The sequence below is a fragment of the Rhizobium sophorae genome (genome assembly GCF_013087515.1).
Classification (GTDB): Bacteria; Pseudomonadota; Alphaproteobacteria; order Rhizobiales; family Rhizobiaceae; genus Rhizobium; species Rhizobium sophorae.
Genome location: NZ_JABFCN010000014.1, coordinates 133,918 through 159,358, shown reverse-complemented (window position 1 = coordinate 159,358; position 25,441 = coordinate 133,918). Strand labels below are relative to the sequence as shown.

General features: G+C 61.9%; 27 protein-coding genes. 14 read left to right on the top strand and 13 right to left on the bottom strand.

The annotated features are described in order from the left end of the window. Positions 1-38: 38 nt before the first annotated feature. The gene (msrA, locus tag G9X64_RS08635) at positions 39-548 is read left to right on the top strand and encodes a peptide-methionine (S)-S-oxide reductase MsrA (protein ID WP_171376388.1); all 510 of its coding nucleotides are present in this window, start codon (positions 39-41) and stop codon (positions 546-548) included. A gap of 6 nt (positions 549-554) precedes the next feature. Here the strand turns inward: msrA and G9X64_RS08630 are convergent, their stop codons facing one another. Then, complete coding sequence (locus G9X64_RS08630) at positions 555-1,427, bottom strand: LysR family transcriptional regulator (protein ID WP_171376387.1); 873 nt, start codon at positions 1,425-1,427, stop codon at positions 555-557. Between the two features lie 97 nt (positions 1,428-1,524). Between G9X64_RS08630 and G9X64_RS08625 the strand changes: the two genes are divergently transcribed. The 3 genes from G9X64_RS08625 (at position 1,525) to G9X64_RS08615 (ending at position 3,654) form a co-directional block, all read left to right on the top strand. After that, a complete protein-coding gene (locus G9X64_RS08625) occupies positions 1,525-2,310 on the top strand; it encodes an SDR family oxidoreductase (RefSeq protein ID WP_171376386.1) in 786 nt (261 codons plus the stop codon). 27 nt (positions 2,311-2,337) lie between these two features. Further along, positions 2,338-3,036: a ribonuclease activity regulator RraA gene (locus tag G9X64_RS08620; RefSeq protein ID WP_168307744.1), complete on the top strand. Its 699-nt coding sequence runs from the start codon at positions 2,338-2,340 to the stop codon at positions 3,034-3,036. 96 nt (positions 3,037-3,132) lie between these two features. After that, entirely contained in the window at positions 3,133-3,654 is a 522-nt protein-coding gene (locus G9X64_RS08615; protein ID WP_168307743.1) for a P-loop NTPase family protein, read from the top strand. 311 nt (positions 3,655-3,965) lie between these two features. On the opposite strand, the gene G9X64_RS08610 is transcribed toward G9X64_RS08615, so the two are convergent. From G9X64_RS08610 to G9X64_RS08580, 7 genes are all read right to left on the bottom strand, one after another. Next, positions 3,966-4,958, bottom strand: a complete 993-nt coding sequence (locus tag G9X64_RS08610; RefSeq protein ID WP_171376385.1) for a carbon-nitrogen hydrolase family protein — start codon at positions 4,956-4,958, stop codon at positions 3,966-3,968. A gap of 361 nt (positions 4,959-5,319) precedes the next feature. Further along, the gene (locus G9X64_RS08605; protein WP_171376384.1) at positions 5,320-6,606 is read right to left on the bottom strand and encodes an amidohydrolase family protein; all 1,287 of its coding nucleotides are present in this window, start codon (positions 6,604-6,606) and stop codon (positions 5,320-5,322) included. Between the two features lie 25 nt (positions 6,607-6,631). After that, positions 6,632-7,576, bottom strand: coding sequence for an ABC transporter permease (locus G9X64_RS08600; RefSeq protein ID WP_171376383.1), 945 nt, complete (start codon positions 7,574-7,576; stop codon positions 6,632-6,634). Continuing rightward, positions 7,573-8,622, bottom strand: a complete 1,050-nt coding sequence (locus tag G9X64_RS08595; RefSeq protein WP_168316157.1) for an ABC transporter permease — start codon at positions 8,620-8,622, stop codon at positions 7,573-7,575. The genes G9X64_RS08600 and G9X64_RS08595 overlap by 4 nt, the downstream gene beginning before the upstream one ends. Further along, a complete protein-coding gene (locus G9X64_RS08590) occupies positions 8,612-10,144 on the bottom strand; it encodes an ABC transporter ATP-binding protein (protein ID WP_171376382.1) in 1,533 nt (510 codons plus the stop codon). Before G9X64_RS08590 ends, G9X64_RS08595 begins: the two co-directional genes overlap by 11 nt. Then, positions 10,141-11,553, bottom strand: a complete 1,413-nt coding sequence (locus G9X64_RS08585) for an amidase (protein WP_171376381.1) — start codon at positions 11,551-11,553, stop codon at positions 10,141-10,143. Before G9X64_RS08585 ends, G9X64_RS08590 begins: the two co-directional genes overlap by 4 nt. Before the next feature lie 8 nt (positions 11,554-11,561). After that, positions 11,562-12,548, bottom strand: coding sequence for a BMP family protein (locus G9X64_RS08580; RefSeq protein WP_011649722.1), 987 nt, complete (start codon positions 12,546-12,548; stop codon positions 11,562-11,564). Positions 12,549-12,764: 216 nt separating this feature from the next. Between G9X64_RS08580 and G9X64_RS08575 the strand changes: the two genes are divergently transcribed. From G9X64_RS08575 to G9X64_RS08565, 3 genes are read left to right on the top strand one after another with little or no spacing between them, the layout of a single operon-like run. Continuing rightward, positions 12,765-13,394 carry a CDP-alcohol phosphatidyltransferase family protein gene (locus G9X64_RS08575; protein ID WP_168307736.1) on the top strand — a complete coding sequence of 210 codons (630 nt, stop codon included), beginning with the start codon at positions 12,765-12,767 and terminating at the stop codon, positions 13,392-13,394. Further along, positions 13,391-14,011 carry a lysophospholipid acyltransferase family protein gene (locus G9X64_RS08570; protein WP_168307735.1) on the top strand — a complete coding sequence of 207 codons (621 nt, stop codon included), beginning with the start codon at positions 13,391-13,393 and terminating at the stop codon, positions 14,009-14,011. The genes G9X64_RS08575 and G9X64_RS08570 overlap by 4 nt, the downstream gene beginning before the upstream one ends. Then, positions 14,008-14,937, top strand: coding sequence for a phosphatidate cytidylyltransferase (locus tag G9X64_RS08565; protein ID WP_171376380.1), 930 nt, complete (start codon positions 14,008-14,010; stop codon positions 14,935-14,937). The genes G9X64_RS08570 and G9X64_RS08565 overlap by 4 nt, the downstream gene beginning before the upstream one ends. 13 nt (positions 14,938-14,950) lie before the next feature. Here G9X64_RS08565 and G9X64_RS08560 read toward each other — a convergent pair whose 3' ends face one another. The 3 genes from G9X64_RS08560 to G9X64_RS08550 form a co-directional block, all read right to left on the bottom strand. Beyond that, positions 14,951-15,274 (bottom strand): chaperone modulator CbpM, encoded by a 324-nt coding sequence (locus tag G9X64_RS08560; RefSeq protein WP_171376379.1) that lies wholly within the window; start codon positions 15,272-15,274, stop codon positions 14,951-14,953. Between the two features lie 2 nt (positions 15,275-15,276). Next, the gene (locus tag G9X64_RS08555; protein ID WP_168307732.1) at positions 15,277-16,191 is read right to left on the bottom strand and encodes a DnaJ C-terminal domain-containing protein; all 915 of its coding nucleotides are present in this window, start codon (positions 16,189-16,191) and stop codon (positions 15,277-15,279) included. A 144-nt stretch (positions 16,192-16,335) separates the two neighbouring features. Then, positions 16,336-16,803 carry a universal stress protein gene (locus G9X64_RS08550; protein ID WP_168307731.1) on the bottom strand — a complete coding sequence of 156 codons (468 nt, stop codon included), beginning with the start codon at positions 16,801-16,803 and terminating at the stop codon, positions 16,336-16,338. Positions 16,804-16,962: 159 nt separating this feature from the next. Here G9X64_RS08550 and G9X64_RS08545 point away from each other — a divergent pair, with 159 nt between their 5' ends. Next, positions 16,963-17,865: an NAD(P)-dependent oxidoreductase gene (locus tag G9X64_RS08545; RefSeq protein ID WP_171376378.1), complete on the top strand. Its 903-nt coding sequence runs from the start codon at positions 16,963-16,965 to the stop codon at positions 17,863-17,865. Between the two features lie 66 nt (positions 17,866-17,931). Here the strand turns inward: G9X64_RS08545 and G9X64_RS08540 are convergent, their stop codons facing one another. Together G9X64_RS08540 and G9X64_RS08535 are read right to left on the bottom strand one after the other, a co-directional pair. Further along, positions 17,932-18,774 (bottom strand): phosphoenolpyruvate hydrolase family protein, encoded by an 843-nt coding sequence (locus tag G9X64_RS08540; RefSeq protein WP_168316163.1) that lies wholly within the window; start codon positions 18,772-18,774, stop codon positions 17,932-17,934. Continuing rightward, entirely contained in the window at positions 18,767-19,963 is a 1,197-nt protein-coding gene (locus tag G9X64_RS08535; RefSeq protein WP_171376377.1) for a Tm-1-like ATP-binding domain-containing protein, read from the bottom strand. The genes G9X64_RS08540 and G9X64_RS08535 overlap by 8 nt, the downstream gene beginning before the upstream one ends. 130 nt (positions 19,964-20,093) lie before the next feature. On the opposite strand from G9X64_RS08535, the gene G9X64_RS08530 reads away from it, so the two are divergent. The 6 genes from G9X64_RS08530 (at position 20,094) to G9X64_RS08505 (ending at position 25,429) form a co-directional block, all read left to right on the top strand. Then, positions 20,094-20,759: a GntR family transcriptional regulator gene (locus G9X64_RS08530; protein ID WP_168316165.1), complete on the top strand. Its 666-nt coding sequence runs from the start codon at positions 20,094-20,096 to the stop codon at positions 20,757-20,759. Between the two features lie 94 nt (positions 20,760-20,853). Further along, positions 20,854-22,107 carry an ABC transporter substrate-binding protein gene (locus G9X64_RS08525; protein WP_171376376.1) on the top strand — a complete coding sequence of 418 codons (1,254 nt, stop codon included), beginning with the start codon at positions 20,854-20,856 and terminating at the stop codon, positions 22,105-22,107. A gap of 59 nt (positions 22,108-22,166) precedes the next feature. After that, a complete protein-coding gene (locus tag G9X64_RS08520) occupies positions 22,167-23,114 on the top strand; it encodes a carbohydrate ABC transporter permease (RefSeq protein WP_171376375.1) in 948 nt (315 codons plus the stop codon). Then, positions 23,111-23,938: a carbohydrate ABC transporter permease gene (locus tag G9X64_RS08515; RefSeq protein WP_171376374.1), complete on the top strand. Its 828-nt coding sequence runs from the start codon at positions 23,111-23,113 to the stop codon at positions 23,936-23,938. Before G9X64_RS08520 ends, G9X64_RS08515 begins: the two co-directional genes overlap by 4 nt. Before the next feature lie 2 nt (positions 23,939-23,940). Next, on the top strand, positions 23,941-25,032 hold the full coding sequence (locus tag G9X64_RS08510) for a Gfo/Idh/MocA family protein (RefSeq protein ID WP_168316168.1): 1,092 nt from the start codon (positions 23,941-23,943) through the stop codon (positions 25,030-25,032). Between the two features lie 16 nt (positions 25,033-25,048). Further along, entirely contained in the window at positions 25,049-25,429 is a 381-nt protein-coding gene (locus tag G9X64_RS08505; RefSeq protein ID WP_129417095.1) for a cupin domain-containing protein, read from the top strand. Positions 25,430-25,441 lie beyond the last annotated feature (12 nt).

The window sequence follows — 25,441 nt, the reverse complement described above, 5'->3', positions numbered from 1 at the left end:
GCACGAGATACTATGTCTTGCGGAAAAGGAGATATCCAATGACCGAAGAACGTGCAGTCCTCGCCGGTGGTTGCTTCTGGGGCATGCAGGACCTCATCCGCCGATACAAGGGCGTGATTTCGACCCGCGTCGGCTATACCGGCGGCGATGTGCCGAATGCCACCTACCGCAACCACGGAACCCATGCCGAAGCGATCGAGATCATCTTCGACCCCTCAAGGATCAGCTATCGGGAAATCCTCGAATTCTTCTTCCAGATCCACGACCCCAGCACGCGCAACCGCCAGGGCAACGACGTTGGCTTGAGCTACCGCTCGGCAATCTTCTACGTCACCCCTGAGCAGGAGCGCGTCGCCAAAGACACGATCGCCGATGTCGACGCGTCAGGTCTGTGGCCCGGCAGGGTCGTCACCGAAGTCGTGCCGGTGAGCGATTTCTGGGAAGCCGAACCAGAGCACCAGGATTATCTGGAGCGGATTCCGAATGGCTATACCTGCCATTTCGTCCGACCCGGCTGGAAACTGCCGGTCCGTCAAAAGATCGCCTGAAATTGATCAGGCTCCCATCGCCGCGCGGCTGGTTTCCAGAAGCGCGGCGACGAGATTTGCCCGTGGCGAGGATCGTGTCACCACGATGCCGACCGTGCGCACGGCGGACGAGCGGGGCAGGGGCAGCTTGACGATATCTAATCCCGCCGGCCAGGGCGGCGACCAATCCGGCACGATCGAGATTCCGAGACCGCGGTCTACCATGACCGCGATCGCCTCCAGCGCGTCGAGCTCATAACGCTCGACCGGGTGGATGCCGATCTCGCGCAGATATTCATCGGCGATGTGACCACCCCACTGGTTGCGGTCGTAGCGGATGAACGGCAGGGTCTGCAGCAGTTCGAGTGGATCTGCCCCCTCGCAGTCCCCCGGAGCGATCAGCACCAGGGGTTCTTGGCGCAGCTTGTTGAAGGTCAACGTCTTCTGCATCGGAAATCGCGGCTCGATAATGAAGGCCGCATCCAGCGCGCCGTTCAAAACCTCGGCATAGAGGTCCATCGAAGCGCCCGGCTTGAGGAAGATCTCGATCAGCGGATAGTCCTGGGCGAGACGGTGGAGAATGTCGGGCACGAGGCCGGTCAGTGCCGTATTGATCGCCCCGATCCGCATCTCGCCCGAAATCGTCGCGGTGCCGGCCATCGCCTTCAGGTCGCGTGTATCGCGCACCAGATCCCTGCAGCGTTCGAGAATGGCAAAACCCGCCTCCGTCGGCCGCATGACGCGGCCGGAGCGCACCAGCAGCCGCACCCCGAGCTCGGCCTCCAATGCGCGGATGCGCTGGGCCACAGCGGCAGGCGTAAGGTTCAGCCGCTGGGCGGCTTCCGCCAGCGAGTGCCGCTCGGCAACGACAATGAAGGTTTCGAGAAAACGCGTGTCCATCGATAGTTTTTCTATCTCTTGAACGAAGCAGAAGCCATATTTTATTTACGATCCATTGCTCCGAAAGATGGCCCGACCCTATGAGGAGATGGATGAAATGGATTTCGGCCTGAAGGACAAGACGGCCCTGGTGCTTGGCGCCGGCGGCGGACTGGGCAGCGCGATTGCCGTCAAACTTGCGCGCGAAGGCGCCAGAATTGCCGCGGCGGATATCGATCTCGCCGCCGCTGAGAAGACCGCGGCTGCGATCGAATCCGAAGGTGGCAAGGCGTTGGCACTGCGATGGGATCTTTCCGATCTCGGTTCGATCGATGCGCATGTCGCTGCAATCGAGCGCCAGTTCGGACCGGTCGATATCCTCGTCAACAATACCGGCGGCCCACCGCCGACCACCGTCTCCGGCCAGGATCCAACGGTCTGGAACCAGTATTTCCAGAGCATGGTGCTCTCGGTCATCGCGATTACCGATCGTGTGCTGCCTCAGATGCGGGCGCGCAAATGGGGACGCATCGTCACCTCGACCTCGTCGGGCGTGGTTGCGCCGATCCCCAATCTCGGCATTTCAAACGCGCTGCGTCTGTCGCTGGTCGGCTGGTCAAAAACACTGGTGCGCGAGGTCGGGCGCGACGGCATCACCGTCAACATCGTCCTGCCGGGCCGTATCGCCACCGGCCGCATCACCTTCCTCGACGAGCAGAAGGCCAAACGCGAAAACCGCTCCGTCGATGACATCGTCGCTGAGAGCACCGGCAGCATTCCGCTCGGCCGCTATGGCCGGCCGGAAGAATATGGCAATGTCGTCACCTTCCTGGCGAGCGAACCTGCCTCCTATCTCACCGGCTCGGTGATCCGCGTCGATGGCGGCATGATCCAGAGCATCTAACAGAAACCGAATTGGAACCGATAACCGATGGCTCTCAGCGCTGACGCGATAGCAACCCTCAAGACCGTCTCGACGGCGACCCTGACAACCGTTCTTCTGAAGAAGGGCCTACGGAACGTCTGGATCCGCGGCGCGGTTCCGCTGAAGCCTGGCCAGCCGCGCATCGTCGGCCCGGCCTTCACCCTGCGCTTCGTTCCTGCCCGCGAAGATCTGGCGACGCCCGCATCCTGGGCCTCGCCGATCTCGACGCGCGCCGCGATCGAGGCGATGCCGGAAGGCTGTGTTGCCGTCGTCGATGCGATGGGTGTTACCGATGCCGGCATCTTCGGCGATATCCTCTGCGCCCGCATGCAGAAGAGAGGCGTTGCAGCCCTCGTCACCGACGGTGTCGTGCGCGACCTTGCCGGCGTGCTCGATACCAACCTGCCAGTCTGGTGCCGCGGCGTCGCAGCACCGCCCTCAGTCGCCGGCCTCACCTTCGTCGCCTGGCAGCAGCCGATCGGCTGCGGCGGCGTGGCTGTTTTCCCCGATGACATCATCGTCGTCGACCAGGACGGCGCGGTGCTGATCCCGGCCGATCTACTCGACGCCGTGCTCGCGGAAGCGCCGGAACAGGAGCGCATGGAAGCCTGGATCATGAGCAGGATCGATGAGGGCGTACCGCTGCCGGGCCTCTACCCGATGAACGCCGAAACCAAGGCGGTCTACGACGCCTCGAAGAACTAAGGCGGATTGAAGGGGTCGCGGCTTCGCCCCGCCCGTAGCCCAAAAATTGTCTCTGAATGGGTTGATCTGCTACCTTTTGTAGAAGGAGCATCGGTCATGACGCGCACTGCTATTGTTGGAAATGGTGGAGGGGGAAAGTCGACACTTGCGCGTGAGATCGCGAGCGCATTTGGGACGCCTCATACCGAGATTGACAAGTTGCTCTGGCAGGAGGGCTGGGTAGAAACGCCGCCCGAAGTGTACGAGCGTCAACATGCCACTGTGATTGCGGAAAACAGGTGGGTGATCGACGGTCTAGGGAGGCTCGACCTAATCCCCCAACGGCTAGGCCGCGCGACCGAAATTATCCTGATCGACATGCCGCTATGGATGCATTTTTGGTTGGCGGCCGAACGACAAATTTCATGGGTGAGAGGGGCTCTTGAACACACACCGGGTGGACTATCAGCAATGCCGCCTACGGAAGCTCTGTTCCAAGCTATCTGGGAGGTTGAGCGATCGTGGATGCCTAAAATTCGCGCCTTATGCAGCGAGGCGGAAGAGCGGGGAAAGGCGGTAACACGGTTGGCAAGCGTTGAGGAGATCAACGCCTTCGCGGCAAAAATACGCGGTGATTAATTCAAGAATTCTGCGCCACTTCACCATCTGGCAATCTCGATAGCTTGCGCGGTCCAAGTGTCAGTGCCGTTCTCTAAGTGTGACGCATTTGGCCGATGTGGCATTAGACTGAGGTCCGGTTTTGCTGCCCCCGCGTCGCGAAGCTGCTCGTCTGCTTTCCACTAAATCTGTGCCCTTACCCGTGTGTTGCAAAAATCCCGACTTTTGTCGCGTTCGGAAGTCAGGATCTCCGCGACAAGGCAGGAAATTCGTCCTTGCCGCGCACCGGGAGGTCAGCGGGTAGACCCACCCCGCTGACCAATACCTATTCGTCAGAATAGCTTGCGACCGTCACTCCTCGGATCACCATCGATCTGGTGAGGCGTGTAAAGGTCGGCACGAGCGTTTCGCCGCCAAGGTCTTGCAGGAGACTCTGGATCATTTCTGATGGTCGTAACAGCGATTGCAGCCTCCCCACTTGTGGGGCATCGTACCGCCCATTGCCCATCAGGCGCAGCTATTCCGGAAGGGACCGTGACGCTCTGCGGCGCATGAGCTGAAAGACTTATCCAGTAGGAATTGCTGGCAGCGTGTCCTAATGCCTCCGCAGCGAAAGCCAGTGAAGGCGTTGAAGGCGTCTCGCCTGTGGTGGAGAACAGTACGCAATCGACATCATGCCGTTCATATTCTGTGAAAATTTCCGGATAATGCAGTTCCATGCCCATCGAGCAGCCAAAACGGAGACCATCCACCTCAAAGGTCACCGGATTTTTTCCCGGCGAGTACATAAAAGAGATTTTCGTATTCGATAGCAGACGCTCGTCGTAGCGTGTCACCAGCTCTCCACGATCGGATATCACGTAGAGACTGTTATGCGGTCGATGTGGCGAAGTGAGTTGATGGACGGAGCCGAATATCGTCCATAGCTTAAGTTCTCTCGCAAATTTTCTGGTTGCCTCCAGTTCCTGCCGCAAAACACTCCATTCGCAGCGAGTCCAATCGGACGGGCCAATTTCCCGAGGTCCATTCTCAGACATGATGCGCTTGTTGGGCGAACAGGTCGCTCCCTCGGGGAAGTGTATGAGGCGAGCGCCTGTCTTATGGGCCTCCTCCATAAGTCGGCGCATTTCCGCTCCGCTGGCACGGAGCGCCGAAATATCACGAGGATCGTTGAACACCGATGTTTGGGCGACAGCGATCCGTATTGAACGGATCACGGGCTTGTCCGGTAGTTGGCGGATATGTTGAAGAGCTGCGGTGTAAGATTCGCCGGTTTTGGCTGCGCGAGCACGTACAAAGCGTTTGAGATTTCCGTTTTGCGTCATTGTCAGGCCTTTCACGTCTCGGACGCAGTTCCCCAGCAACCCGCCCGAAACGATCGGACCAAGACAGCGGCCTGAGACGAAAGTCCCTTTGCCTCCGTTCAAGACCATGCTGGGGAAGGTCTGGGAGGTTAGGCGCAGGCCACGCCGAAATAAAATTGTCGAGCAGGTGCTGATTCGTCAAGCTGTTGCGATAATCCCGATCAAAGCGACGGTTTGCGACTGATCTTTGCGATGTTGCAAAACCCGATGCTATGCGACGGTCAGGTGAAGCGAATGCTTCACGGAAATATCGACTTCGCGGCCTTTCTGTTTTGGCGCAGATGGCAGCTGCTCCGGTAAGCCGGAAAGCTTTCACCGCATCTCAATAACGAGGTGCGTAATCCAGGCCGTCGATCCGTGCCGGGCGTCCGTTGAGGAAAAGTTCGCCGATGCGCGGGGCCGAGCGGGCGATGACCTTGCCGCGGCGGATCACCGCCAACCGGTTCGGCTTCAGCCGCAGCGCCTCCAGCGTGTCGCTGGCCTGGAGGATGACGAGGTCGGCGCTGCATCCCTTTTCCAGGCCGTAATCTGCAAGCCCCATCGTCTTCGCCGAATTGACGGTCAGCGCGTCGAAGATCTTCTTCTTGTCGTCGATGCCGGCCATCTGTGCGACATGGATGGCCATATGGCCGACCTCCAGCATGTCGCCCGATCCCATCGAATACCAGGGATCCATGACGCAGTCGTGCCCGAAGGAAACATTGAGCCCAGCATCCATCAGCTCCCGCACGCGAGTCATGCCACGGCGTTTCGGATAGGTGTCGTGCCGGCCCTGCAGCATGATGTTGATCAGCGGATTGGGGATGACGTTGATCTCGGCCTCTGCCATCAGCGGAATGAGCTTGGAGACATAATAATTGTCCATCGAATGCATCGAGGTCAGATGCGAGCCGGCGACGCGCCCCTGCAAGCCGAAGCGGATGGTTTCCGCAGCCAGCGTCTCAATATGGCGCGAGAGCGGATCGTCGGTTTCGTCGCAATGCATATCGACCGGCAGGCCGCGATCGGCGGCGATGCGGCAGAGCGCCTCGACAGACGCCGTCCCTTCGCCCATCGTCCGTTCGAAGTGGGGAATGCCGCCGACGATATCGACGCCCATGTCGAGGGCGCGGTTGAGCGCATCGATCGCGCCCGGCGAGCGGTAATAACCATCCTGGGGGAAGGCGACCAATTGGAGATCGATATAGGGCGCGACCTTCTCGCGCACCTCGATCATCGCCTCGACGGTCACAAGCCTCGGATCGCTGGTATCGACATGGCTGCGAATGAAGAGCAGCCCTTGGGTGACTGCCAGGTCGCAATAGCGCAGCGCACGATCTACCAGTTCCTCCTTCGTCACGATCGGGCGCAACTCGCCCCAGAGCGCAATGCCCTCGAGCAGCGTGCCGGATACGTTCATGCGCGGCAGGCCGAGCGACAGGGTGGCGTCCATGTGGAAATGTGGATCGACGAAGGGCGGGCTGACCAGCCGGCCGGTCGCGTCGATCTCTTCTTGCGCCTGCGCCTGGAGATTAGGCTCGACAGCGATGATCTTGCCGCCCTGGATGCCGATATCGATCCCCTTTCGGCCATCGGGGAGATTTGCATTTCTGACGATCAGATCGAACATCGGAGCCTCATTGGACAGAAGTGGTTCAGCGTTCGCCGCGGCGATAGGGCTGCATCAGTGCCTGTGGAACGCGCGCGTGGCGGGCCATGACGGCAAGGGTTGCAATGGAGAGGATATAGGGCGTCATCAAAAAGAGCTGATAGGGCACAAGCCCGCTTAGCGCGGTTTGCAGCCGAAGTTGAAAGGCGTCGAAGAAGGCAAAGAGCAGCGCGCCGAAAAGCGCGCGGCCGGGCCGCCAGGAGGCAAAGACGACGAGCGCAATGCAGATCCAGCCGCGTCCCTGCACCATGGTCGGGAAGAAGCTGTTGAACGCCGACAATGTCAGGAAGGCGCCGCCCATTCCCATCAGCGCGCTTCCGGCAATCACCGCGCCATAGCGCACCTTCATCGGATTGACACCCTGGGCTTCCGCCGCATGCGGATTCTCGCCGGTCATACGGATCGCAAGCCCCATGGGTGTGCGGAAAATGATGTAGGCCATCAGCAGGGCGATAGTGATCGCAAGATAGGTCGGCGCCGTCTGGGTGAAGAAGGCCGGCCCGATGAAGGGCAGGGTCGAGAGACCAGGAATGGCGATGGGCTGGAACGGCACGATGGTGGGCGGCGTATTGGCGAGCGGCACGATCAGCCGGAAGACATAATAGCTGAAGCTGGAGGCAAACAGCGTGACGCCGAGACCGGAGACATGCTGGGAGAGACCGAGCGTCACCGTCAGCCCCGCATGCAGCAGGCCGAAGACGCCACCGGCCAGCGCCGCAATCACCAGGCCGGTCCAGAGATCGGCGCCGTGATAGACGGAAAGCCAGCCGATCATCGCACCGAAGGTCATGATGCCTTCGATGCCGAGATTGAGCACGCCGGCCCGTTCGCAGAGCAGGGCGCCGAGCGTGCCGAAAATCAGCGGCGTGGCGATCCGCAGGATTGCCGCCCAGAGCCCGGCGGAAGCGATGATGTCGAACAGTTGCATCATCGCCGGATCCTATATTGGGTGAAGAACAAGGCAATCAGCATCGTCAGCAGCGACAGCGCCACCGTGACATCGGCGATATAGGTCGGGATGCCAAGGCCGCGGCTCATGCCATCCGCGCCCACGAACATGGTGGCCGTGAAAATGGCGGCGAAGACGACGCCGAGAGGATTGAGGTTGGCGAGCATGGCGACAACGATACCGGCATAGCCGAAGCCCGGCGACAGATCGGTCGTCACATAACCCTTGACGCCCATGACCTCGATCGCTCCCGCCAACCCTGCAAGCCCGCCCGAGAGACAGGCAACCTTCACCAGCGTTCTGCCGAGCGGGACCCCAGCGAAGATGGCCCCGCCGGGGTTGAGGCCTGCAGCGCGCGACTGCATGCCGAACACGGTGCGGGACTGGATGAAATGGACGACGACGGCCAGAGCGATCGCGATCGCAAAACCGATATGCAGGCGCGAGCGGGCGATCAGCTTCGGCAGCATGGCGTGATCGCTGACGGATTGCGACTGCGGCCAGCCGAAGGCCAGCGGATCCTTGAGGACGCCATCGATGAGCATCGAGACGAAGAGCACGGCGATGAAATTCAGGAGCAGGCTGGTGACGACTTCATCGACCGAGAAGCGCAGCCTGAGCCAGAGCGGGATCAGGATCAGCACCATGCCGGCAATGGCGCCGACCAGCAGCAGCAGCGGAATGAGGATAGGGGCGGGAAGATTGCCGAGCAGTTTCGAGCTTGCCGCCGCAACGGCGATGGCGCCGAGATAGAACTGGCCCTCGGCGCCGATATTCCAGAGCCGCGCCCGGAAAGCGACGGCGGCGGCAAGCCCTGTCAGCATCAGCGGCGTTGCCCGCGTCAGCGTTTCGGTCGCTGACAGCCGCGAGCCGAAGGCCCCGGTCAGGATGCGCCAATAGGCATCGAGAACAGGCGCGCCGGCAATAGCGATCAGGATGCCGGCCAGCGCCAGCGCTGCGATGACCGCGATCATAGGGGTGACGATCAGCAGGAAAAGAGGGCGGTGCTCGCGGCGCTCAAATCGCATGGCCGGCCTCTGGGGTTTCCTGCCATTCGCCTGTCATCATCAGCCCCAGCCTGCGGGCGTCGGCGCTTTCGGCCGCGACGGGCGGTGACAGGCGGCCACCGACGATTGCCTGTATGCGATCGGCAAGCGCGATCACCTCGTCGAGGTCTTCCGAGATCAGCAGCACGGCAGTACCCTGCCGGCGGGCTTCGAGCAGGCGTGCGTGGACAGCGGCCACCGCTCCTTCATCGAGGCCGCGCGCGGGCTGCGCGGCAATCAGGATGCGCGGCCGCCGATGCAGGTTGCGGCCGAGAATGAGCTTTTGCATATTGCCGCCGGAGAGCAGCCGGGCGCGAATGGCCGGGCCGCCGCCTCGAACATCGAACCCGTCGATAATCTCCCTGGCAAACGCCATACCCGCCTTGCGGTTGACGAAACCACGGCGAGAAAAGGCCGGCGATGCGATGCGCTCCAGCACGGCGTTTTCCCAGATCGCCATTTCGCCGATCACACCCTCCTCGTTGCGGTCCTCGGGAATGCGGCCGATGCCGGCGTCGACGACATCGGTAACACCAAGATTGCCGATGGCTTCCCCGAAGAGCAGAAGGTCGCCGGCGCTGCGCGCCAGTATGCCGGAAAGAAGATGCGCCAGTGCCGCCTGACCATTGCCGGAAACGCCGATGATGCCGAGAATCTCGCCCTGATGCAGGCGGAAGCTGATCGATTTCAATCGATCGACGCCGTCGATTCGCACCGTCACATCGGCCGCTTCGAGGGCAACGGCACCGGGTGTCGACGGCTCGCGCACGGGCCGCGTCACGCGGCGCCCGACCATCAGTTCGGCCAGCTCCGCCTTGCTGGTGTCCGACGCCTTGCGTTCGGCGACCATCTTGCCACCGCGTAAGACCACGATGCGGTCTGCAGCCGCCATGACTTCGTCGAGCTTGTGGGAGATGAAGATCAGCGACAGGCCCTGGCGTGCCATTTCCCTTAGCGTCGTGAACAGCCGTTCGGCCTCGATATTGGTCAGCACCGCCGTCGGCTCGTCGAGGATCAGGATGCGGGCATCGTTATAGAGCGCCTTGAGGATCTCGACGCGCTGCTGCTCGCCGACCGACAGGTCGCCAAGGCGGGCATCCGGATCGACCTTGAGGCCGAAGCGCTCGGAGATTGCCAGCAGCTTCCTGCGTGCCGCAGATGTTCCCGAGCGCCAGGACCACAGTCTTTCCGTGCCGGTCATGACATTTTCGAGAACGGTCAGATTGGGCGCGAGCGAGAAATGCTGATGCACCATGCCGACGCCGGCTTGGATCGCCGCACGCGGCTTGCCCTGCGGCACCTCCCTGCCTTCGATCAGAATTCGGCCGGCATCCGGCATGTAATGGCCGAAAAGGATGCTCATCAGCGTGGTCTTGCCCGCACCGTTCTCGCCAAGCAGTGCCACGACCTCGCCCTTGGCAAGCGTCATGGAGATATCGTCGTTGGCGAGATTGTCGCCGAAACGCTTGCTGACGCCGATAATCTCCAGCACCGACCCGGTCATGACGGCAGCCCTGCAACGGGAAAGCGGTGCTGCCACCGCCCCTCGGCCTCCAGGCGTGCGGCAAGCGACAGGAGGCGCGGCTCGTGGCCCATCGGCGCCATGATCTGCACCGGCAGCGGCATGGCGTGCTCATCCTGTCCGAAAGGCAGTGTCAATGCAGGAAAACCCGAAATATTGGCGAGGCAGGCAAGCGGCGCAAAAGCCGTCATCCGCTTGAGATGCAGATCCGTATCGGCATGATCGGACGGAAAGGAGCCGATCGCAAGGGGTGCGGAAGACAGCATCGGCATGAGGATGCAATCGGCCCTGTCGAACAGCGCCCAGAGCTTATGGCTCACCAGGACGGCATCGTTCAGCGTGTTCCACAGCGATATGGCCGAAAGCGCCCGTCCGCGCGCCGCGAAGGCCTGCGTCAGCGGCTCGGCCCTGCTTTCATCAAGCGCCGCCGTCTTCATGAGTGCTGCGAGATTGACAGAGACGATATCGGCGAAGGCGCGGCCGCTGGCGGCGACGGCCCATTCGAAGTCGGCCCAGGCCAGTGGAACGATTTCGTGTCCGTCGCTCTCCAACGCACGGGCCGCAGCTTCCACTGCCGCGAGCCGAACGCCCTCAGTCGGATAGACTGAGCCGGTATCGACAAGCAGCCCGATCCGCAAACAGTCGTTGTCAATATCGACGGGGGAGGGGTCAGGAAAGGGTCCTCGCGATTGGCCGCTCAGCCTGTCGAAAGTCAGCGCCGTATCCCGCACCGAGCGGCAGACCGTGAGTTCGCTCGCAATGCCGGCGAGGTGGTTGCCAAAGGATGGCCCGCCGGGGATAGCGCCGCGCGTCGGCTTCATTCCGATCAGACCACAGCAGGCGGCGGGCACGCGGATCGAGCCGCCGGCGTCGGTCGCATGCGCAACGGCGACGATCCCGGCGGCGACCGCTGCCGCCGCACCACCGGAGGAACCGCCCGCAGTGCGTGCCGGATCGAGCGGGTTGCGACAGATCGGCCCGATCGCCGGTTCGCTGGCGAGCGACAGGCCGAATTCCGGGCTGGTCGTCAGGCCGAACAGACAGAAACCGGCGTCGCGAAAACGGCTGGCGAGATCGGAATCCGCTTCGCCCCCCTTTCTCTCGAAAAGGCGGGAACCGGCCGCTACCGGCAGCCCGGCAAAGGGGCCGCCAAGATCCTTCGCCAAGGTCGGCACACCGGCAAAGGGCCGGGCGGCAGAGCGTTCGGGCTCGCTCCGCCGTTCCCGGTCGCTGTCGTTCGCCGAGGCGAGGCCTATGGCGGCATCCAGATAGGCGATGGCGCCGAGCGGCTCCTGCTGCTGAGCCGCCTCAAGGGAAGCCTGCATCGCCTCCGTAGCGCTCAGGCTGCCATGCCTGATCGCCGCCGCCAGATCCGTCGCATCACCTTGCATGAGCCGGATTACTTCGGCTCGTCCATCATCTTCGGAACTTCGAAGGTGCCGGCCTTGATCTCCGCCCGCTTGGCTTCCATCGCAGCCTCGGCCTCGGCGGGCGCCACGCCCTTCACGAAGACGATATCGCTGCCACCTTCCTTCATCAGGCCGTAGGACGTGTAGTTCCTGCCGACCGGCTTTCCGGCAGCGACATCCGCGATCGCAGCGTCCAGGATTGGGCGGAAGTACCACATGGCGTTGGCAAACACCGTATCGGGATAACGTGGCGTATAGTCGATCAGCGAGCCGACCGACTTGATGCCGCGCTCCTTGGCGGCATCGGCGGTGCCGATGCGCTCGCCGAAGAGGATGTCGGCGCCAGCGTCGATCTGAGCAAGACCGGCTTCACGGGCCTTCGGCGGATCGAAGAAGGTGCCGATGAAGGAGACGAGGTGTTTTGCATCCGGGTTGACCGCCTTGACGCCAGCTGCGAACGCATTGATCAGCATGTTGACCTCGGGGATCGGGATGGCGCCGACCGAACCGACGACATTCGACTTGGTCATCTTGCCCGCCAGCATGCCGGCGAGATAGGCGCCGTCGTGGTTCCAGGTGCCGAAGACGCCGAAATTGTCGCCGGCTTGCTCGCCGCTCGAACCCAGCACGAAAGCGGTGTCGGGATAGTCGGTCGCGACCTGCCGGGCCTCTTTCTCCACCGCATAGGCCTCGCCGATGATCAGCTTGTTGCCCTGTTCGGCATATTCGCGCATGGCGCGCGGATAATCGGTGCCGGAGACTCCTTCGGAGAAGACATATTCGATCACGCCTTCCTTCGCCGCGTCCTGCAGGGCCTTGTGCAGACAGGAGTTCCAGGCATTTTCGACCGGCGACGCATGAATGCCGGCAACCTTCAGCGGCGCAGCTGCCCTTGCCAGCGGGGCAAAGCCGCTGACCCCGAGCGCAATGCCGGACGCGATCACTGCCCGGCGTGAAATCAGGATATCTTTGGTCATTGATTGTTCCCCTTTTTTACCATTTGGTTCAAAAATCATAGTAGCGCCCAAAAATGTGTCAAGCAGCAAACAGGCTTAAAAATCAGGCTGTTCGACCCATGCTCGCCGCCGGCTCGCCGAAGCGCGGAGGCGATCGGCTGGATTTACAAGGTGTTACATCTTGGCGTGACGACGTCGGCAGGATATGCAAGGATCATCGGGGTTGGGGGACATGAAATGGGGGAAGAAGAGGGCGCCTCGCGGCGACCGATCGCGAGCCGGTCGTCGTCCTGGGCCATCGGCCTCAGCGCGTGGCTGGCGCGGAGCGGCGCGACACCGAACGGCATTTCGCTTTTTTCGGTCGTATTCGCGGGTATAGGCGCGGCACTCATCGTTTTCACAACACATCCGATTGCCATGGTTTGCGCCGCGATCTCGGTGCAACTGCGGCTCGTCTGCAATCTGCTGGACGGAATGGTCGCGATCGAAGGCGGCAAGAAAACAAAGAGCGGACCGCTCTACAATGAATTTCCCGACCGGGTCGCCGACAGCCTGTTTCTCATCGCGGCTGGCTATGCCTGCGGCTTTGGCTGGCTCGGCTGGCTCGCTGCTCTGCTCGCCGCACTCACCGCCTATATCAGGGTCTTCGGAGGATCGGTCGGTCTTCCCCAGGACTTCAGCGGCATCATGGCCAAGCAGCGCCGCATGGCGGTGCTGACGGCGGGCCTCCTCGCCCAGAGCGTCGAGACGCTGATATCAGGCAGCCACTGGTCGCTGATCCTGGCATGCGCGGTCATCGCGGCCGGCAGCCTTGTCACCTGCATCACACGCACGATAACGCTTGCCCGTTCCCTGGAGAGACTATGATCGCGCTCATCCGTCGCCTTCTCGTGCTGTTCGTCCGTATCCTGGTCGGCGCCCGAAGCGAGTGGCGGGGCTGCGCGCCCGATCCCCGCCGCCGCATCTATTTCGCCAATCACAACAGCCATGTCGATACCGTCGCCGTCATGGCAGCCCTGCCGTGGCCGGTGCGCCGGCTGACCCATCCGGTCGCCGCACGAGATTACTGGGGAACCAACGCCTTTCGCCGCTTCATCGCCGAGAAAGGCCTGCGCGCCGTCCTGATAGACCGCAAGCCTCCGCCGGACAGCAACCCGCTGGAGCCTCTCGAGCGCCTGCTCGAGGAAGGCCGTTCGATCCTAATTTTTCCCGAGGGGACGAGAAGTGCCACCGATGAGATCGCCCCGTTCCGCAGCGGCATCTATCGCCTCGCCTGCCGTTTTCCGGATGTCGATCTCGTGCCGATCCATCTCGACAACCTTCAGCGCATCCTGCCGAAGGGAAGCATGCTGATCGTCCCGATCACCTGCACGGCGCGCTTCGGCAAGCCGCTCCGCGTCGAACCCGGCGAGGAAAAGGACGCCTTCCTGGCTCGCGCCCGTGCCGCGGTCATTGATCTCGCAGATGGGGGGCATGCGGCATGACCAGCCTGTTCTCCCTTGTGCTGGCCGCCATCCTCGGCCTGCTTGCCGGCGCCTCCGCGATCGGTTTTGTCCTGCAGCGGGGCGCAACCGAGCCCGGCTCCGTCGCTACCGTCCAAAATCTCAACGCCCGGATTCGCTCCTGGTGGATCATGGTCGCAGTGTTCGGCGGCGCGATCCTGCTCGGCGACACGGCGACGGTCATCCTGTTCGCATTCCTGTCCTTTATGGCGCTTCGCGAATTCTGGACGCTGACACCATCGCGGCGCGGCGATCATCTGGCGCTTTTCCTGTCCTTCTTCGTTGTGCTGCCGCTGCATTACGTGCTGCTCGGAACCGAGTGGTACGGCCTGTTTGCGATCTTCATCCCGGTCTATGCCTTCCTGATCCTGCCGGCGGTGGCGACCTTGACGGGTGACGTCAACGAATTCCTCGCGCGGACCGCCAGAGTCCAATGGGGATTGATGCTGACGGTCTATTCGATCAGCCACGCTCCCGCCCTCCTCATGCTGGAGACCGGCACGCCGTCGGCGCTCCTTCTCGTCTATCTGGTCGTGGTCGTGCAGCTCAGCGACGTCTTCCAGTATGTCTGGGGCAAGCTCCTCGGAAAGCATCGTTTCTCGCCGAATATCAGCCCGTCGAAGACGATCGAAGGGCTGGTCGGAGGCGGCGCCTCGGCCATCCTTGTGGGAACGTTGCTTTATCGCCTGACGCCGTTTTCACCGCTGCAGGCCGCTGCCATCAGCACGGTCATCGTCGTCGCCGGCTTCTTCGGCGGCTTCGTGCTCTCGGCCATCAAGCGCGATCTCAATGCCAAGGATTGGGGCTATGTGATCGAGGGCCATGGCGGCGTGCTCGATCGCCTGGATTCCATCACCTTCGCCGCACCGCTGTTCTTCCACATCGTCCGCTACTGGTTCACCACGTAGAAGCTGGTTCTGGCTAAAGCCGGTCGATCTCCTCGAGGCTCTCGAACAGCCGGCGCTGAACATCCCGCTCCTGCTTGCCGATGGCGGTCATCAGCCTGCCCATCGTTCCTCGCAGGCCGTGCAATTCGTCGACCAGCTCCATGACGATATCGACGCCGGCTTCGTTGACACCCATGTTTCCCATGAGGTCCAGGATCAGTCGGGCGCGTGCGAGGTCGGCGTCGCGAAATTGCCTCTGGCCGCCTGACGTCTCGGGGATCAGCCAACCCTGTTCGATCCAGAGGTCGAGCTGGACGATGTCGATTTTCAAGCAAAGACGGAATTCGAGATCATCCATGATCAAGCCTCCATGTTCTTTCTCGGATCGTAGGAGTTTGCCGTCGCCCATTCCTTCATCAAGGCCGTCAGCCGTTCATCCGGGGCGTCGGGAAGCACGATCTTCAGCGAAATGTAGACGTCGCCGTGTTCACCGCCGCGTTTTGCAACACCTTTGCCCTTGAGACGCAGGACCTTGCCGCTGTTCGAATGAGGCGGCAGCGTCAAATTGACTGATCCGGACGGCGTCGGCACACGGACCTTGCCGCCGAGCACGGCCTCACTGAGGGAGATCGGCAGTTCCAGGCGGATATCGTCGCCGTCACGCGTAAAGAAGCGGTGCGGGGCCACACGGATTTCGATGAGGGCATCACCCGTCGGCCCGCCTCCGATGCCCGGCTCGCCCTTGCCGCGCAACCGCAAGGTCTGGCCGTCGCGCGTCCCCGGCGGGATCTGTACGTCGAGCGCCGGACCATTCGGCATCTTGACCTCCGTCCTGGTGCCGTTGACGGCCTCGAGAAAGTCGACCTCCATGGAAAATTGCCGGTCACGGCCACGACCACGGGTCTGGCCGCCGCCGGCACGGCGTGAAAAGAAGCTGGCGAAGATTTCATCCGCATCGCTGAAATCGGCAAAGCCGGCGCTGTTGTGGTAGGGATCGCCAGGCCCGCTCTTCGACGCGTAGTCGCGGTAATAATTGCGCTGTGCCCGCTCGGCGCCTGATATATCGATCTCGCCGCGGTCGAAGCGTCCGCGTTTTTCCTCGTCGCTCAAGATTTCGTAAGCGGCTGAAATTTGCTTGAATCGTTCCTCGGCCTTTTTATCGCCGGGGTTAAGGTCGGGGTGAAGTTTCTTGGCGAGCTTGCGGAACGCGCTTTGAATATCCTTTTGCGTCGCATCGCGTTTCACGCCCAGAAGCTCGTAAGGATCCTGGCTCATATATATCTCCGGTCGGGCAGCAAATACTGCTGGTTGGCTTGGGGATGATATAGGTTGTCGGGCCGCCGCCGGGGAGGGGAGGCCGGCCACCTCGTCGACCTCAATCCGAATAAAGCGCCCGCTGTCGCGCAAGTTCCGTGGAGCTTAGAACAACGCAGCGTCCTCCGCGGGGGATGCTGAGCCTTCCTGCGCGCGATCTAAACGCCGATCGATAAGAACCGAGCACCCGGCATGGCGCACAACCTTGTCAACAATCGAGGAGAAGACGTAGTCGGTGATATCGGGCACATGGGATGAAAGCAGGATGAGATCGGCCGATTTCTCCCTTGCGACGGAGACGAGCAGGGAGGCTGCAACGCCGATGCGAACCTCGATCATCGCCGGAATTTCCATCTCCTTGCAGAGCGATGCTAGTTTCTTTTCGGCGTCGACGATGGCGGTCGTCTCGAATTCCTCGGGAAGCTCCGTCAGGTGACGGCGGGGGATATTCTCGATGACGTGCATGACGACGATGCTTCCGCCTTCGTCCACCAGCGCAGCAGCCCGGCGCAGAAGGCGGCTGGCCGTTTCGCGGGGGCCCATGCCGATGCCGCAGATGATCGTCCGATACATTGAAATCCATATCCTTGAATGCGAATGATAGCACCGATCATACCGGTGTCGACCGTCCCGACATTGACGAATATCAAGAAAAAGTGCCGCTAGGCAGCGCGCATGAAACGGCCAGCTGCTTCGGAACGAACCTCCGGCTGAATCGTCGCAGTTGACGATATGGCCATCGGCAACAGTTCTAACCCGATGACGTCATTAATTGAGGTTCAAATGCCGGATTTTGCGATTATCGGATCGGGCGCGATGGGAAGCGCTGTCGCCAAACGGCTGATCGACCACGGCGCCACGGTGCTGACCTACCTCGAGGGCAGGAGCGAGCAGACGATTGCGCGGGCAAAGGCAGCCGGCATGGTGCCGGTCGGCCGCCGGGAGCTGACGAAGGCCGAGCTGATCCTGTCGATCGTTCCACCGGCGGAGGCGATCCAGGTCGCCGAACTCGTCGCGGACATATCGTCCGGAATGCAAGCGCCGCCGCCCTTCATCGACCTCAACGCGATTGCGCCGAAAACCATGCGGGCTTTGGCGGCACGCTTCGAAGGCAGCGGCGTCGAGGTGCTTGACGGTGCGATCATCGGCGGGCCGCCGATCCCCGGCAAATCAGGTCCGACCATCTATATCAGCGGCGATGTTGCCGAGCGAAGCCGGCTGCTCGAGGATTGCGGCCTGCGGATCCGACGGCTCGACGGACCGCTCGGCGCCGCCTCGGCACTGAAGATGTGTTATGCTGGCATCAACAAGGGATTTATCGGCCTTGGCACCGCCATGCTGCTTGCCGCATCGCGTTCAGGTGCTGCCGAAAGCCTGAAAATCGAACTCTCCGAAAGCCTTCCCGACGTCGATCGCAAGCTGTCTAGATCGATTCCCGACATGTACCCGAAGGCCTATCGATGGGTCGCCGAAATGCAGGAGATTGCCGATTTCCTGGGAGAAGATGATCCGGCCGCGACCATCTTCCGCGGCATGGCGGACCTCTTCTCCAGGATGGCTTCCGACGTGGAGGGGAGCCGCATGCTCGTCGGGCAGTTGGACGAGATCATCGCCTCCTCGGAAAGCGACAACTGACCTCCGCCCCCGGCACCCCACATCGGTGGAGCCGGCAGCAGGCTTCGTGCCCAATCCAAGCCATGCCTATATCGTTGCGAATTGCTCGACTTGTACCCGGATCGCGACCTCGGTTGGCAAGCGCTCCATCGAACTCGCGCCGTAAAAGCCGTTGCAACCCCTGCAGCGGGCAAGCACATAGGCGGCATCCGCAGGCATGGCGATCGGCCCGCCATGGCAGAGCACGATGATGTCGTCGCGGACTGACCTTGCGGCATCCGACCATTCGTTGATCTTCTCCACGCACCCGTCGAGCGTCAGCGCCGTTTCGGCGCCGATCGCGCCGCCTGTGGTCAGGCCGAGATGGCAGACGACGATATCAGCGCCGGCTTTGGTCATGGCAACGGCGTCCTCACTGCTGAAGACATAGGGTGTGGTCAGCATGTCCTTGGCGTTGGCGCGGGCGATGATATCGATTTCCAGATCGAAGCCCATGCCGGTCTCTTCGAGATTGGCGCGAAACGTGCCGTCTATCAGCCCGACAGTCGGAAAGTTCTGGATGCCGGCAAACCCCATTGCCTTCAGCTCGTCGAGGAAGTGATCGGGCAGCATGAAGGGATCGGTGCCGTTGACGCCGGCAAGCACCGGCGTGTGGCGCACGACCGGCAGGACTTCGCGGCCCATCTCCTTGACGATCTCGTTGGCATTGCCATAGGCTAGCAGGCCGGCAAGCGAGCCGCGTCCGGCCATGCGATAACGGCCGGAATTGTAGATCACGATCAGATCGATGCCGCCTGATTCCTCGCTCTTGGCGGAAAGGCCGGTGCCGGCGCCGCCGCCGATAATCGGCCGGCCCTCGGCGATCTTGCGGCGCAGCTTGTTCAGAATTTCGTTTCTGTCGATGGGGGTCAAAACTCTCTCCTCAGGCATGGATCTCATGGAAGCCGGCAACGAGTGCCGTGGCGAATTCCGGGCTGTTGATATGGGCGTCTATCTCGACGAGGCGCCTGTTCGGCGCGTCGCGCCAGCCGGCACGAATGGCGGAAAACAGCGCCTCGTCGGCTTCGGGATCATGGAATGGCTGACCGGCAGCATCGATCGCCGAAACGCCCTGAAGCGGCAGCAGGAAGCGAACCGGACCCTGCATCCGGTTGAGCCGTTCGACAATGAAAGCACCGATCCTGCGGTTTTCCTCAGGGGTGGTGCGCATCAGGGTCACCTGCGCATTGTGGACGTGAAGCCTGCGGTCGCGGAAGGGCGCCGGCACGGTTTCCCGCGCGCCGAAATTCACCATATCCACGGCGCCGACCGAGCCGACATAGGGCAGGCCGGTGCGGATAATGGCGCCGAAGCGATCCTCGGTCGCCGGAAAGACACCGCCGATGAGAAGGTCGGGCACCTCCGTCGTCGTCACGTCGATCACGCCCTGCAGCAGACCGGAATCGGCAAGCTTCTCCATCGACTGGCCACCGACGCCGGTCGCATGGAAGACGTAGATCTCATGCGTCTTGCCAAGCATCTCGCGGATCTGGGTCACGCAAGAGGTGGTGACGCCGAACATGGTCATGCCAATGCCCGGGCGATCATCCCTAGAGGCGGGGATCGGGTTGCGGGCCATGCCGGCTACCGCGTTTGCCGCATTGCCGATCACTCTGCGCGAGATCGCGTTCAAGCCGGCGACGTCGACGACGGAATACATCATGGTGAGATCATTCGGTCCGACATAGGGCGCCACATTGCCTGAGGCGACCGTCGAGACCATCAGTTTCGGCAGGCCGATGGGAAGCGTCCGCATAGCCTCCGTCACAAGCGCGGTATTGCCGGTTCCGCCAAGGCCAAGGACGGCGCCGATGTCGTTGCGCGATTTTAGGAACGCCACCAAGGCCTTGGCCATCGCCGAAACTGCGGCTCCCCGATCGGTCTGCCCGAGCACGGCCGCGGCACCCTGAGGATGAAATTCGGCGACTTCGCGTACCTGGATATCGGCGGCAGCACCTTCCCCAAGCGTGCCGACATCGACTAGCACGGCATCGGCTCCGGCCGAAAAGACCACCTCTCTGGCGTAGCTCAGTTCGGCGCCCTTGGTGTCGCAGGTGCCGACGATGTAGACCTTTCCCATTGGTTTTCCTCCATTTTTGATCGGTCTCCGACTTTCTTTCGATAAAATTCTCAGTTTTGTATTTTCCATATTGTATATTATTTCGTATATTGCATACTTAAATCACGAACGCCAGACGGAAATGGAGACCATGAACGCACCGCGCCACCTCACCCTTCGCGAGCGGATCTACGAGGAAATCGTTCGCCTGATCGTCTCCGGCGAGCTGCCGAGCGGCGTCTCGATCGACGAAAAGGAACTGACGGAACGCCTGCAGGTCAGCCGCACACCGTTTCGCGAGGCAATCGGCACGCTCGCCAAGGAAGGGCTGATCGAGATCAAGCCTTATCGCGGCTTCTTCGTGCGCAGTTTCACGCCAAAGGAGATCGACGACCTCTACGAGCTTCGCAAGACACTCGAATGCTTCGCGGTCGAACTTGCCGTTCCGCAGATGAGCGACCGGCATATCGCCGGCTTCGAACGCATGCTGGATGAGGCGGTGGCGGCACTCCGCCGCGGCGACATGGCGACCTACGGCATCCGCGACAAGGAGTTTCACGAGACCATCGCCGAACTTTCGGGAAGCGCGCCGCTGATCGAAACGCTAGCGCGGCTCGCGCTGCAGATCCAGATCTGCCGCTCGATCGCCAATGAGAGCCGCGATCTGGCCGAAAGGGCGGCCGAGGAGCGCGATCAGATCCTGCAGGCGTTCCGGGCGCGCGACATCCCGCGCGCAAAGGCGCTGATGCATGCGCATATCAGCGATGTCCAGCAGGCCGTCATGGCGCGGTTTCAGAAGGAGAATCCGGCGCGTTAACCGAATGGAACGCCAGGTGGAATGAAGGAGAGGGAGGTCTCCTTTTCAGCAATCGAAAAACGTGGCCGTGGAGCGGCCCCAAGAGGAGGGAGCAATGCTGAAATTTCTTGCCCGCAGCACGGCGCTAGTGGCGATGATCGCCGCAAGTTCGCTGGCGCATGCCGAAACCCTGAAGATGTGGGGCCCGGAGCAGATCACCGAACCGCTGGTAGCGCAGCTGTGGAACGGCATCAAGGCCGATTTCGAAAAGGCCAATCCCGGCGTCACCGTCGAATTCATGCCGCCGACCGGGACGATCAGCAACGGCGCGGTGCAGGCGGCGATCCAGTCGGATGCCGGCCCGGATGTGATCCTCACCAATTCCGGCATCGGCCGCATCAGCGTCGTCAGGAATGCCAAGCAGGTCACTCCGCTCACCGAGCAATATGAAATACGCGGCTGGAAGGACGAGATCTATCCCTGGCTCTACACCGAGCTGAAGGGCCAGTTCGGCGGTGAGATCTACGAGGTTCCCGATGGCCTCGATGCATTGGGCATCTGGTATCACAAGGATATTTTCGAAAAGGCCGGCTGGAAGATCCCGGCGACCTGGACCGAATTCGAAGCGCTGATGAAATCGATCCATGAGACCGGTCTGCATCCGATCGCCATCGGTCCTCGCACCACCGGCAGCGCCGGCCACCTCTTCGGCAATCTGCTACAATCGGCGAGCGGCAAGGAGGCAATCGGCAAGGCGCTGCGCCGCGAGATCGCCTGGGACGAACCTTCGGTCGCCGCCGGCGCCATCCGGCTGCAGAAGCTGGTCGAGGCGGGCTACATCAAGAAGGAAATGGCCGGCCTCGATCTCGACGGCGCTTCGCGCCTCTGGTTCAACAAACGCGCGGCGATGTTCGTCGCCGGCCCGTGGTTCACCGCCAATGCCCGCAAGGCTGGCTATGACCTCGCCAACGCCGGTTACGCACCCATGCCTTCCGACATCAAGGGTGCAGCGATACCGACCGGCGGTGTCGGCTGGAGCTGGCTGGTGCCGGTCAATTCCAGGCAGCCGGAACTCGCAATGAAGTGGATCGACTTCATGCTGTCGGATGCGGTGATGAAGAAGCGCGCGCAGGACCCGGCAAGCACGATGATCTATCCGCGCGAAATCCCCGGCGTCGAGCCGCCGACACCAGTGCTGAAGGACATCTTCGCCGCTGCCGCCGGCGGCGTCGGCTACAATCCGAGCGTCTATCTGCCCGGGCCGGTGCTCGACACCTATTTTCAGGTCATCCAGGGCCTGATCTCCGGCCAGATCGGCGGCGAGGAAGGCATGAAGCAGATCCAGGCGAAGATGGCAGAGGCGAAATAGTGGTCATTCCAGAAACGCCCGGAAGCAAGGTCGTGGCTCCACTCAGGGATGCGCCTGCCATGGCGGGACATACGGGCGGCCTGTCCGCCCGTATGTCCGAACGCCGGACGGCTGGGGCCGCCTCATCTGATGGTTCATCCGATGGCGATGCCCGCACCGCATTGTGGCTGATGGCGCCGGCGCTCGCCCTTTATGCCGTCTTCACCTTACTGCCGATCGCCGCCACCTTCTGGCTGAGCTTCAACAGCTCCGCCGGCTTCAATACCTCCGCCAGCTTCGTCGGCTTCGACAACTATGCCAAGGCGGCACAGGATCCGATCGTCTGGAAGAGCCTCGTCCATACCTTCCTCTGGCTGGCCTATCATGTGGTGATGGCAGGCGGGCTTGGCCTCCTGCTGGCGCTTGCCGTCAGCAGGCTGCGGATCACCCAGATCTTCTTCCGAACCGCCTTCTTCCTGCCGCATCTGGTGTCGCTGGCGGTGGTCGGCGTCATCTGGGCCAATATCTACGATCCCTTCTTCGGCCTGCTGAATACGGCCCTGACGCGGATCGGGCTCGGCGCCTTCACGCAAGGGTGGCTTTCCGATCCCGCTTTGGTGCTCTTTTCCGTCAATGTCGCAAGCTCGTGGCAGGGCTTCGGCCTTTACATGCTGCTGTTCATCGCCGGTCTGCAGAACATCGACCACTCGCTCTACGACGCGGCCGAAGTGGACGGCGCCAACGCCTTCCAGAAGCTGATCTACGTGACGCTGCCGGGGCTACGCGAGGTCACGACCTTCGTCGTCTCGCTGGCGATGATCAACGGGCTGAAGGGTTTCGCCACCGTCTTCGTCATGACCAATGGCGGGCCGTTCTATCAGAGCGAGCTGATCACCACCTACATCTACCGGCTTGCTTTCCAGTCCCAGGACCACGGGCTTGCGGCGGTGCTCTGCATCTTGCTCAGCCTGCTTGCGATCACCATCACCATCGTCTTCAACCGCTGGCGCGCGAGGCTTTCGCAATGAGCGTCCGTAATCGCGAATGGCCGGTGGCGCTGGCGCTGACCCCGGCATTGATCCTGATCCTTGCCCCCTTCATCTGGCTGGTGGTCTCGAGTTTCAAGACCGAGGCCGAGATCGGCCAGGCCGACCCCTTCACCTGGCCCGCCGACCTGATGTGGCGGAACTATCTGGATGCATGGCAGATCGGCGGGTTCGGCGAACTCGTCGGCAACAGCCTCATCAACCTCATCGGCGTCGTCGTCCTGTCGCTGATCACCTGCGCGCCGGCCGGCTATGCGCTTGCCAAGATCCGTTTTCCCGGCCGGGAATGGTTGTTCTACGCCTTCATCCTCGGCTTGACGGTGCCGGTCCAGGCGATCGTTATCCCGCTCTACCAGGTGCTTTTCGGGCTCAATCTCGTCAACACGCTGACCGGCATCGTCCTGGTGCAGGTGAGCAACGGCATTCCCTTCGGCATCTTCCTGATGCGGAGCTTCTTCATCGGCGTGCCTGATGATCTGATCGAGGCTGCCAAGATAGACGGCGCTTCGCATTTCCAGATCCTCACCAAGGTCTTTCTGCCGATCTCGACGCCGGCGGTGCAGGCGCTCGTCATCATCAGCGCGCTCTCCACCTGGAACGACTTTTTCCTGCCGCTGATCGTGCTGATCAGTCCCCAGGTACAGACGCTGCCGCTCGGGCTGGTCCGTTTCGCCAGCACCTATGCTTCCGACTATCGCCTGGTCTTTTCCGGGACCGTCATTTCATTCCTGCCGATCATTCTTCTCTACATCCTGATGCAGCGCCGCTTCACCGAGGGGCTGACGCAGGGAGCAATCAAGGGCTGACCATGTCGCATCATGTCCAGCGGGAAATCCGCTACAACTTCGAATACGACCACCATATCAAGGCCTGCTTCATCGGCGCCGGCGGCCATGCCTATCGCAATGTCTATCCGGCGCTGCGTTACGCGCCGGTCGAACTTGCCGGCATCTGCGATCTCGATCTCGGCCGCGCCGAGAAATTCGCCAAACTTTTCGGCGCCGGGAAAGCCTATACCGATCATCGCGAAATGCTCGCACTGGAAAAGCCGGATCTGGTCTTTCTCGTCACCGCCTATCATCCTGACGGCCGGGTGCAGGCAACCGATCTGGCGCTCGACGCGCTTGCCGCGGGCGCTCACGTCTGGATGGAGAAGCCGACGGCGGCAAGCCTTGCCGATATCGAAAGGCTGCAGGCGGCAAGTGCCGCGGCCGGCCGCATGGTGATGACCGGTCTCAAGAAGACCTTCTTCCCGACCATCGAGAAGCTGAAGGATCTGATCGGCTCGCCCGGTTTCGGCCGGCTGACCTCGATCAATGTCCGCTATCCCCAGAGCCTGCCGAGCCCAGAAGACCGCGCCAATCTCGTCAAGATGCAGAGCTTCCTCGACCATATCTATCATCCGGGCGCGATCCTCAACTTCCTCGGCGGCGAGATCGAACGCGCTGGTTATGAATGGGAAGCGCTGACGGGCGCGACCATTACCAGCCTGCGCTTCCGCTCCGGGGCGATCGGCACGCTGCACCTTGCCGCCGGCCAGTCCGGCGGCAGCATCTTCGAGCGGGTCGAGATTATCGGCGAAGGCGCCAACGCCATCGTCGAAAACGGCAGCCGGCTGACTTACTTCCGCAAGGCCGACCTGCCGTCCTATGGCCGCGCCGCAAGCTTCATCCAGCCGGACGAGAATGCGGCGCTGTTTTACGAGCCGGAGCATTCGCTCGGCCAGCTCTACAACAACAACCTGTTTTATCTCGGTTATGTGCCCGAAATCCTGCATCTGACCGATGCGATCCTCTCCGGCACGCCGATCTCCAGGGGCACGCTCGAAATCGCCAGCGAGATCATGAAGCTCTTCGAATTCTACAGACGCGCGGATGCCGGCGTCACCACCAATCTCTGACAGGGGAGGAACAGCCTTGAGCGATAGCGATGTCATTTTCAGGAAAGCCGGCGGCGAATTCATGCCGACCACATGGGGCGAACTCAATTGGAAGATCACCGGCGACGGCACGCCCGGCGCCGAGATGACCTTCGGCACCTGCCGGATCAATCCCGGCGAGCGCAACCAACTGCACTCGCATCCGGATTGTGAGGAAATTCTCTACGTCGTTTCCGGCCATTGCGAGCACAAGCTCGGCGATGCACTCTACCGTCTCGAAGCCGGCGACGCGATCCGAATTCCCCGCAATGTCCGTCACTGGGCGCGCGCGCTCGGTACCGAACCGCTCTTCGCCTTGATCATGTTCTCCTCCGGCACCCGGACGGCGGTCAATCATGAAGGCGAGGGCGCAGCCTGAAATCATCCTGTC

Excerpts from the sequence above, each read along its gene's own strand:
- G9X64_RS08515 (WP_171376374.1), top strand. The coding sequence starts at position 23,111 with ATGAGCGTCCGTAATCGCGAATGGCCGGTGGCGCTGGCGCTGACCCCG.
- G9X64_RS08610 (WP_171376385.1), bottom strand. The coding sequence starts at position 4,958 with ATGACGCAAAACGGAAATCTCAAACGCTTTGTACGTGCTCGCGCAGCC.
- G9X64_RS08620 (WP_168307744.1), top strand. The coding sequence starts at position 2,338 with ATGGCTCTCAGCGCTGACGCGATAGCAACCCTCAAGACCGTCTCGACG.
- G9X64_RS08575 (WP_168307736.1), top strand. The coding sequence starts at position 12,765 with ATGGGGGAAGAAGAGGGCGCCTCGCGGCGACCGATCGCGAGCCGGTCG.
- G9X64_RS08525 (WP_171376376.1), top strand. The coding sequence starts at position 20,854 with ATGCTGAAATTTCTTGCCCGCAGCACGGCGCTAGTGGCGATGATCGCC.
- msrA (WP_171376388.1), top strand. The coding sequence starts at position 39 with ATGACCGAAGAACGTGCAGTCCTCGCCGGTGGTTGCTTCTGGGGCATG.
- G9X64_RS08535 (WP_171376377.1), bottom strand. The coding sequence starts at position 19,963 with ATGGGAAAGGTCTACATCGTCGGCACCTGCGACACCAAGGGCGCCGAA.
- G9X64_RS08540 (WP_168316163.1), bottom strand. The coding sequence starts at position 18,774 with ATGCCTGAGGAGAGAGTTTTGACCCCCATCGACAGAAACGAAATTCTG.
- G9X64_RS08625 (WP_171376386.1), top strand. The coding sequence starts at position 1,525 with ATGGATTTCGGCCTGAAGGACAAGACGGCCCTGGTGCTTGGCGCCGGC.
- G9X64_RS08595 (WP_168316157.1), bottom strand. The coding sequence starts at position 8,622 with ATGCGATTTGAGCGCCGCGAGCACCGCCCTCTTTTCCTGCTGATCGTC.
- G9X64_RS08615 (WP_168307743.1), top strand. The coding sequence starts at position 3,133 with ATGACGCGCACTGCTATTGTTGGAAATGGTGGAGGGGGAAAGTCGACA.
- G9X64_RS08630 (WP_171376387.1), bottom strand. The coding sequence starts at position 1,427 with ATGGACACGCGTTTTCTCGAAACCTTCATTGTCGTTGCCGAGCGGCAC.
- G9X64_RS08590 (WP_171376382.1), bottom strand. The coding sequence starts at position 10,144 with ATGACCGGGTCGGTGCTGGAGATTATCGGCGTCAGCAAGCGTTTCGGC.
- G9X64_RS08555 (WP_168307732.1), bottom strand. The coding sequence starts at position 16,191 with ATGAGCCAGGATCCTTACGAGCTTCTGGGCGTGAAACGCGATGCGACG.
- G9X64_RS08565 (WP_171376380.1), top strand. The coding sequence starts at position 14,008 with ATGACCAGCCTGTTCTCCCTTGTGCTGGCCGCCATCCTCGGCCTGCTT.
- G9X64_RS08545 (WP_171376378.1), top strand. The coding sequence starts at position 16,963 with ATGGCCATCGGCAACAGTTCTAACCCGATGACGTCATTAATTGAGGTT.
- G9X64_RS08510 (WP_168316168.1), top strand. The coding sequence starts at position 23,941 with ATGTCGCATCATGTCCAGCGGGAAATCCGCTACAACTTCGAATACGAC.
- G9X64_RS08605 (WP_171376384.1), bottom strand. The coding sequence starts at position 6,606 with ATGTTCGATCTGATCGTCAGAAATGCAAATCTCCCCGATGGCCGAAAG.
- G9X64_RS08560 (WP_171376379.1), bottom strand. The coding sequence starts at position 15,274 with ATGGATGATCTCGAATTCCGTCTTTGCTTGAAAATCGACATCGTCCAG.
- G9X64_RS08600 (WP_171376383.1), bottom strand. The coding sequence starts at position 7,576 with ATGATGCAACTGTTCGACATCATCGCTTCCGCCGGGCTCTGGGCGGCA.
- G9X64_RS08530 (WP_168316165.1), top strand. The coding sequence starts at position 20,094 with ATGAACGCACCGCGCCACCTCACCCTTCGCGAGCGGATCTACGAGGAA.
- G9X64_RS08580 (WP_011649722.1), bottom strand. The coding sequence starts at position 12,548 with ATGACCAAAGATATCCTGATTTCACGCCGGGCAGTGATCGCGTCCGGC.
- G9X64_RS08585 (WP_171376381.1), bottom strand. The coding sequence starts at position 11,553 with ATGCAAGGTGATGCGACGGATCTGGCGGCGGCGATCAGGCATGGCAGC.
- G9X64_RS08570 (WP_168307735.1), top strand. The coding sequence starts at position 13,391 with ATGATCGCGCTCATCCGTCGCCTTCTCGTGCTGTTCGTCCGTATCCTG.
- G9X64_RS08550 (WP_168307731.1), bottom strand. The coding sequence starts at position 16,803 with ATGTATCGGACGATCATCTGCGGCATCGGCATGGGCCCCCGCGAAACG.
- G9X64_RS08520 (WP_171376375.1), top strand. The coding sequence starts at position 22,167 with ATGGCGGGACATACGGGCGGCCTGTCCGCCCGTATGTCCGAACGCCGG.